Origin of the sequence: uncultured Aquincola sp. (genome assembly GCF_964001545.1) — a bacterium.
Taxonomy (GTDB): domain Bacteria; phylum Pseudomonadota; class Gammaproteobacteria; order Burkholderiales; family Burkholderiaceae_C; genus Aquincola.
In genome coordinates, this window is record NZ_CAXFDV010000572.1 from 1 (window position 1) to 6,036 (window position 6,036).

At 68.9% G+C, this 6,036-nt stretch carries 7 protein-coding genes and 1 tRNA gene; 6 read left to right on the forward strand and 2 right to left on the reverse strand.

Going from position 1 to position 6,036, the window contains the following annotated elements; all coding sequences use genetic code 11:
- Together ABNT58_RS19680 and ABNT58_RS19685 are read left to right on the forward strand one after the other, a co-directional pair.
- The coding region (locus ABNT58_RS19680) for an HrcA family transcriptional regulator (RefSeq protein ID WP_348755118.1) at nt 1-728 on the forward strand (728 nt) is incomplete at its 5' end.
- Nucleotides 729-768: 40 nt separating this feature from the next.
- A tRNA-Ile gene (locus ABNT58_RS19685) sits at nt 769-845 on the forward strand.
- Nucleotides 846-863: 18 nt separating this feature from the next.
- Here ABNT58_RS19685 and ABNT58_RS19690 read toward each other — a convergent pair.
- Together ABNT58_RS19690 and ABNT58_RS19695 are read right to left on the reverse strand one after the other, a co-directional pair.
- Nucleotides 864-1,559, reverse strand: a complete 696-nt coding sequence (locus ABNT58_RS19690; protein WP_348755119.1) for an alpha/beta hydrolase family protein — start codon at nt 1,557-1,559, stop codon at nt 864-866.
- The gene (locus ABNT58_RS19695; protein ID WP_348755120.1) at nt 1,559-2,833 is read right to left on the reverse strand and encodes a CaiB/BaiF CoA-transferase family protein; all 1,275 of its coding nucleotides are present in this window, start codon (nt 2,831-2,833) and stop codon (nt 1,559-1,561) included. Before ABNT58_RS19695 ends, ABNT58_RS19690 begins: the two co-directional genes overlap by 1 nt.
- 37 nt (nt 2,834-2,870) lie before the next feature.
- On the opposite strand from ABNT58_RS19695, the gene ABNT58_RS19700 reads away from it, so the two are divergent.
- The 4 genes from ABNT58_RS19700 to ptsP all read left to right on the forward strand — a co-directional run.
- Nucleotides 2,871-3,416 (forward strand): hypothetical protein, encoded by a 546-nt coding sequence (locus ABNT58_RS19700; RefSeq protein ID WP_348755121.1) that lies wholly within the window; start codon nt 2,871-2,873, stop codon nt 3,414-3,416.
- 87 nt (nt 3,417-3,503) lie between these two features.
- Entirely contained in the window at nt 3,504-3,953 is a 450-nt protein-coding gene (locus ABNT58_RS19705) for a PTS fructose transporter subunit IIA (protein ID WP_348755124.1), read from the forward strand.
- Nucleotides 3,922-4,191 carry an HPr family phosphocarrier protein gene (locus ABNT58_RS19710; protein WP_348755122.1) on the forward strand — a complete coding sequence of 90 codons (270 nt, stop codon included), beginning with the start codon at nt 3,922-3,924 and terminating at the stop codon, nt 4,189-4,191. Before ABNT58_RS19705 ends, ABNT58_RS19710 begins: the two co-directional genes overlap by 32 nt.
- Before the next feature lie 60 nt (nt 4,192-4,251).
- A partial coding sequence (gene ptsP, locus ABNT58_RS19715) for a phosphoenolpyruvate--protein phosphotransferase (protein WP_348755123.1) occupies nt 4,252-6,036 on the forward strand: 1,785 nt, incomplete at its 3' end.

Here is a 6,036-nt window from a genome sequence, read left to right on the forward strand (position 1 = left end):
AGCCCGACCAGCCGCAGCGGGTCATCGCCACCGCGGCGCACATGCTGTCCAACCTGTCCAACTTCGTGGGGGTGGTCACGGCGCCGCGCAAGACCAGCGTCTTCCACCACATCGAGTTCCTGCGGCTGGGTGAGCGGCGGGTGCTGCTGATCCTGGTGGCGCCGGACGGCGACGTGCAAAACCGCGTGATCTTCACCGCCCGCGACTACACGCAGAGCGAGCTGGTGGAAGCCACCAACTTCCTCAACCAGCACTACGCCGGTTTGACCATCGACGGCGTGCGCGAGCGGCTCAAGCGCGAGATCGAGGCGCTGCGCGGCGACATCGCCACCTTGATGCAGGCGGCCGTGCAGGCCGGCGGCGAGGCCATCGAAGAAAGCGAAGACCAGGTGGTGGTGAGTGGCGAGCGCAACCTGCTGGCGGTGCAGGACTTCAACGACATGGGCTCGCTGCGCAAGATGTTCGATCTGTTCGAGCAGAAGACGCAGCTCATGCGCCTGCTGGACGTGAGCAGCCGCGCCGAGGGCGTGCGCATCTACATCGGCGGCGAAAGCCGGGTGGTGCCCTTCGAAGAGCTGTCGGTCGTCAGCGCCCCGTACGAGGTGGACGGCCAGATCGTCGGCACCCTGGGCGTCATCGGCCCCACCCGCATGGCCTATGACCGCATGATCCAGATCGTCGACATCACCTCGCGGCTGGTCACCAACGCGCTGTCGCAGCCGCGCTGAGCGCAGGCCGAGCCTGCCTACAATGCGCGGCTTCGCCCGGGGGCCGTTAGCTCAGTTGGTTAGAGCAGAGGACTCATAATCCTTTGGTCGTTGGTTCAAGTCCAACACGGCCTACCACCCGGCCACCTCTCAGCTTCACGCCACCGCCAGCAGCGCCGCCAGCAGTTCGTCGGGCGCGCTCACCATCGGGTCGTGGCCGGTCGCGATCTCCACCACCTTCCAATCAGGCGAGGCGCGCACGCGGCGGCGCATCACATCGATGGTCGGCAGCGCGGGCGAAGTGCAATCGATGAAGGTGCGGGGCAGGCGGTTGATGCGCTGCGCATCGAAGTGCAATGGGTCGTCGTACACGCCGCCCGGTTGCGGTGTCTGGCGGCGGGCCACCCAGGCGGCGTCTTCGCCCTGCAGACCAAAAGCCGCGGGGTCGGCCGGCGGGATGGTGCCGGTGGCGGCGATCGCGGCGCGGCGGGCGGCCTGGGTCTCGCGCGTGTGGCCGCTGGACCAGCTTTCGCCCGGCTCCGGCACCACCGCATCCAGGTAGACCAGGTGCGACAGGCGATCGGCCAGCCGGTCGGCCACCGCGGTGATCACCAGGCCGCCATAGCTGTGGCCCACCAGCACGGCGCCCTGCAGCTCTTCCGCCTCGATCACCGCGCACACGTCGTCGGCATGCGTCTGCAGGCGGATGTCGGGCCGCAGCAGGTGGGCGCGTTCGCCCACGCCGGTCAGCGACACGGCAAACGCCCGGTGGCCGGCCGCCCACAGGCCGGGCAACACCCGCCGCCAGCACCAGGCGCCGTGCCAGGCACCATGCACCAGCACGTAGTCCATCAGATCGCTCCCGCCTGCCGCAGCGCGGCGCAGTCTTCGGCCGACAGGCCGAATTCGGCCAGCACCTGCTGCGTGTGCTCGCCCAGCAGCGGCGGCGGGCGGCGCAGCGTGGGCGGCGTGGCCGACAGCTTCATCGGGCTGGCCACCAGCCGCAGGCTGTCGGTGTGCGGGTGCGGCACCTGCGTCACCATGCCGCGCGCCTGCACATGTGGGTCGGCGAACACCTCGGCCAGGTTGTTGATGGCGCCGCAAGGCACCTTGGCGGCTTCCAGCGCGTCCAGCCAGGTCTGCTTGGGCCGGGTGCGCAGCACCTCGGCCAGCACTGGCACCAGCACCTCACGGTGGCGAACGCGGTCGGCGTTCTTCACGAATCGCGGGTCCGTCGCCAGCTCGGGCACGCCCGCCACCTGGCAGAACTTGGCGAACTGGCCGTCGTTGCCCACCGCCAGGATCATGTGGCCGTCGGCGGCCTCGAAGACCTGATAAGGCACGATGTTCTGGTGCGCATTGCCTGCCCGCTTCGGCGCGACGCCGCTGGCCAGGTAGTTGGCGCCCATGTTGGCCAGCATGGCCACCTGCGTGTCCAGCAGCGCCATGTCGATCGCCTGGCCCTCGCCGGTGGCGTCGCGGTGGCGCAGCGCCGCCAGGATGGCCACCGTGGCATACATGCCGGTGAACAGGTCGGCCACTGCCACGCCCACCTTCTGCGGTCCGCCGCCTGGCAGGTCGTCACGCTCGCCGGTGATGCTCATCAGGCCACCCAGGCCCTGCACCGCGTAGTCGTAGCCGGCGCGGTCGCGGTAGGGGCCGGTCTGGCCGAAGCCGGTGACCGAGCAGTACACCAACCGCGGATTCAGCTGCAGCAGCGTGGCCGAGTCCAGCCCGTAGCGGGCCATGTCGCCCACCTTGTAGTTCTCCACGAACACGTCGCACTGCGCCACCAGCCGGCGCACCAGGTCCTGGCCGGCCGGCGTGGCGATGTCGATCGTGATCGAGCGCTTGTTGCGGTTGGCGCCCAGGTAGTAGGCCGCCTCCGAGGTGTCCTGGCCGTCGCGGTCCTTCAGGAAGGGCGGGCCCCAGCCGCGCGTGTCGTCGCCGCCTGGGTGGCGGTCGCCGGGCGGGCGCTCCACCTTGATCACGTCGGCGCCCAGGTCGGCCAGCGTCTGCGTGCACCAGGGGCCTGCCAGCACGCGAGACAGGTCGAGGACGCGCACGCCATTCAAGGCGCCGGGCGCGGGCGGCGGAAGGTTGGAGCGGGATGCAACTTCAGTCATGCGTCCATGCTAAGCCGGCGCATCGGGATAATGGCTTGTGCATCCCACCTTCCCGATCCGCGCCGGTGTCGTCGCTGGCGGCATCGCCGCCGCCCTGGGCCTGTCAGCGTGCGCCCCCACGCTCAACTGGCGAGACGTGCGGCCCGAAGGCGCCGACCTGTTCGTGCTTTTTCCTTGCAAGCCCAGCGGACCCACCCGCAGCGTGCCGTTGGCCGGCGCGCCGGTGCAGATGACGGTGCTGGCCTGCGAAGCTGACGGCATGACCTTCGGGCTGAGCTATGCCGACGTGGGCGACGCGGCGCGCGTCGGGGCGGCGCTGCAGGCCCTGGCTGCCGGCACATCGGCCAACCTGGGCGCGGGCCCGTTGCCGGTCGCCCGGGCGCTGTCGGTGCCGGGTGCTGCCAGTAGCGCGCAGGGCGGGCGCTACGAATTGACTGGCCGCCAGCCCGACGGCCAGGCCATCCAGGCCCGTTTGGGCGTGTTCGCGCGGGGCACCTTGGTCTACCAGGCCACCGTACTGGGGAACCGGGTGGCGCCGGAAGCGGTCGAAACCTTTCTCGGGTCTCTGAAGGTCGGCGCTTGATCCACCCTTCGCTCCCCCTTGTCTTGACGGGTTTGCATCTTGAAGATCGGGCCTAGGGGCAATCCCGAGTACGCTCCACCCCCCATGATTCCCGGTCTTGTCATCCTGGCCCACGCTCCGCTGGCTTCTGCCCTGCGGGATGTGGCGCAGCACACCTTCCCCGAGTGCGCGGCGCGCATCCAGGCGGTGGACGTCACGCCCGACATGTCGCCCGAGCAGGCGGAGCGCCTGGCGCGCGCCGCACTGGCCGAGGTGCGCAGCCCCCAGGCCCTCATCTTTACCGACGTGTTCGGCGCCACACCTTGCAACGTGGCGCAGCGCCTGTCAGACGGCGTGCAGGTGCGCGTGGTCACCGGCGTGAACGTGCCGATGTTGTGGCGCGCGCTGTGCTACGGCGACGAGCCGCTGGAGAATCTGGTTTCGCGCGCGCTGGCCGGTGCCACGCAAGGTGTGATGCCGGTCGGAAACACCCGCCCGCAGAATCAGGCCTACCAACCCACTACAGATGCTCAAGACCACGCTCACCATCAGCAATAAGCTGGGCCTGCATGCCCGCGCTTCCGCCAAGCTCACCAAGCTGGCGGCCAGTTTTGCCAGCGAAGTGTTCCTGTCGCGCAATGGCCGGCGCGTCAATGCCAAGAGCATCATGGGCGTGATGATGCTGGCCGCCGGTATCGGCACCGAGCTGGAACTGGACGTGGAAGGCCCGGACGAACAAGCCGCGGTGGACGCGATCACCGCGCTGGTGAACGACAAGTTCGGCGAAGGCCAGTAGGTCTTTTTTCACCGGGCCGGCCCGGGTGTCGGCTGGCATGCTCGCTGCTACATTGGCTGTATGAGCATTCAGGTGTTTGGCCTGCCGGTGTCGCGGGGCGTCGCCATCGGTCGCGCGGTGCTGGTGGCGTCCAGCCGGATCGACGTCGCGCATTACTTCATCGACGCCTCCCAGGCCGATGCGGAGATCGACCGCCTCAAGGTGGCGCGCGACCAGGTGGCGGCAGAACTGACCACCCTGCAACGCGATTTGCCGGCAGATGCGCCGACCGAGTTGTCCGCGCTGCTCGATGTGCACCTCATGCTGCTGCACGACGACATGCTGGCCATGGCCACCAAGCAGTGGATCCGCGATCGCCACTACAACGCCGAGTGGGCCGTTTCCGCGCAGCTCGAAGTGCTGGCTCGTCAGTTCGACGAGATGGAAGACGAATACCTGCGCGAGCGCAAGGCCGACATGGAGCAGGTGACCGAGCGCCTGCTGCGCGCGCTGGCCCGCAAGAGCAACCCGGTGTCGGTGGCCGTGCCCCACGCCAGTCGCGACTTCGCCGGCGAAGATCCGCTGGTGCTGGTGGCCAGCGACATTGCACCGGCCGACATGCTGCAGTTCCGCCGCAGCGTGTTCACCGGCTTCGTCACCGACGTCGGCGGCAAGACCTCGCACACCGCCATCGTGGCCCGAAGCATGGACATTCCGGCGGTGGTGGGCGCGCGTGAGGCCAGCCGGCTGATCCGCCAGGACGACTGGATCGTCATCGACGGCGACCATGGCGTCGTCATCGTCGACCCTTCACCCATCGTGCTGGAGGAGTACCGCTTCCGCCAGCGGCAGAGCGAGCTGGAGCGTGCGCGGCTCAATCGCCTGCGTCACACCCCGGCCGTCACCCTCGATGGCCAGGCGATCGATCTGCTCGCCAACATCGAGCTGCCCAGCGATGCGGCGGCGGCGGTGGATGCCGGCGCCGTGGGCGTGGGGCTTTTCCGAAGCGAATTCCTGTTCATGAACCGCGCCCCCGACGACCTGCCGGGGGAAGACGAGCAGTACGAGGCCTACCGCGACGCTGTGTTGGGCATGAAGGGGCTGCCGGTCACCATCCGTACCGTCGATATCGGTGCCGACAAGCCGATCGAGCGCATGAGCGTGAGCGAGCTGCGCCATGAACACGTGCTCAATCCTGCGCTGGGCCTGCGAGCCATCCGCTGGAGCCTGGCCGAGCCCGCCATGTTCCGCCAGCAGCTGCGCGCCATCCTGCGCGCCAGCGCGCATGGCAAGGTGCGCTTGCTCATCCCGATGGTGGCGCACCTTTCTGAAATCCGGCAAACCTTCGAGTCCATCGCCCGCGCCAAGCAGCAGCTGGCCGACGCCGGCCGCCCGTTCGTGGACATCGAGGTGGGCGCCATGATCGAGATCCCTGCGGCCGCGCTGATGCTCAGGCGCTTCCTGCAGTTCTTCGACTTCATCTCGATCGGCACCAACGATCTCATCCAGTACACGCTGGCCATCGATCGTGCCGACGAGCATGTCTCCCACCTGTACGACCCGTGGCACCCGGCCGTGCTGCGCCTGGTGGCCGACAGCATCGCAATGGCGCGCGCGGCAGGTAAGCACGTGAGCGTCTGCGGTGAGATGGCGGGCGACGTCGCGTTCACCGAACTGCTGCTGGCGATGGGCCTGCGCAGCTTTTCCATGCACCCGGCGCAGATTGCGGCGGTCAAGCACAAGGTCCTGCGGTCGGATACCCGGCGCCTTGCCAGTGGCCTGGAGGCGGTGCTGGGCGCCGACGACCCCATGGGGGCCGCTCTGGAAGCCTTCCGCCGGGCCGAGGCGCAGCAGGCACCTGCGGCC

Bases quoted from the DNA above. Each gene is read 5' to 3' on its own strand.
- ABNT58_RS19690 (WP_348755119.1), bottom strand. From the start codon at position 1,559: ATGGACTACGTGCTGGTGCATGGTGCCTGGCACGGCGCCTGGTGCTGG.
- ABNT58_RS19695 (WP_348755120.1), bottom strand. From the start codon at position 2,833: ATGACTGAAGTTGCATCCCGCTCCAACCTTCCGCCGCCCGCGCCCGGC.
- ABNT58_RS19710 (WP_348755122.1), top strand. From the start codon at position 3,922: ATGCTCAAGACCACGCTCACCATCAGCAATAAGCTGGGCCTGCATGCC.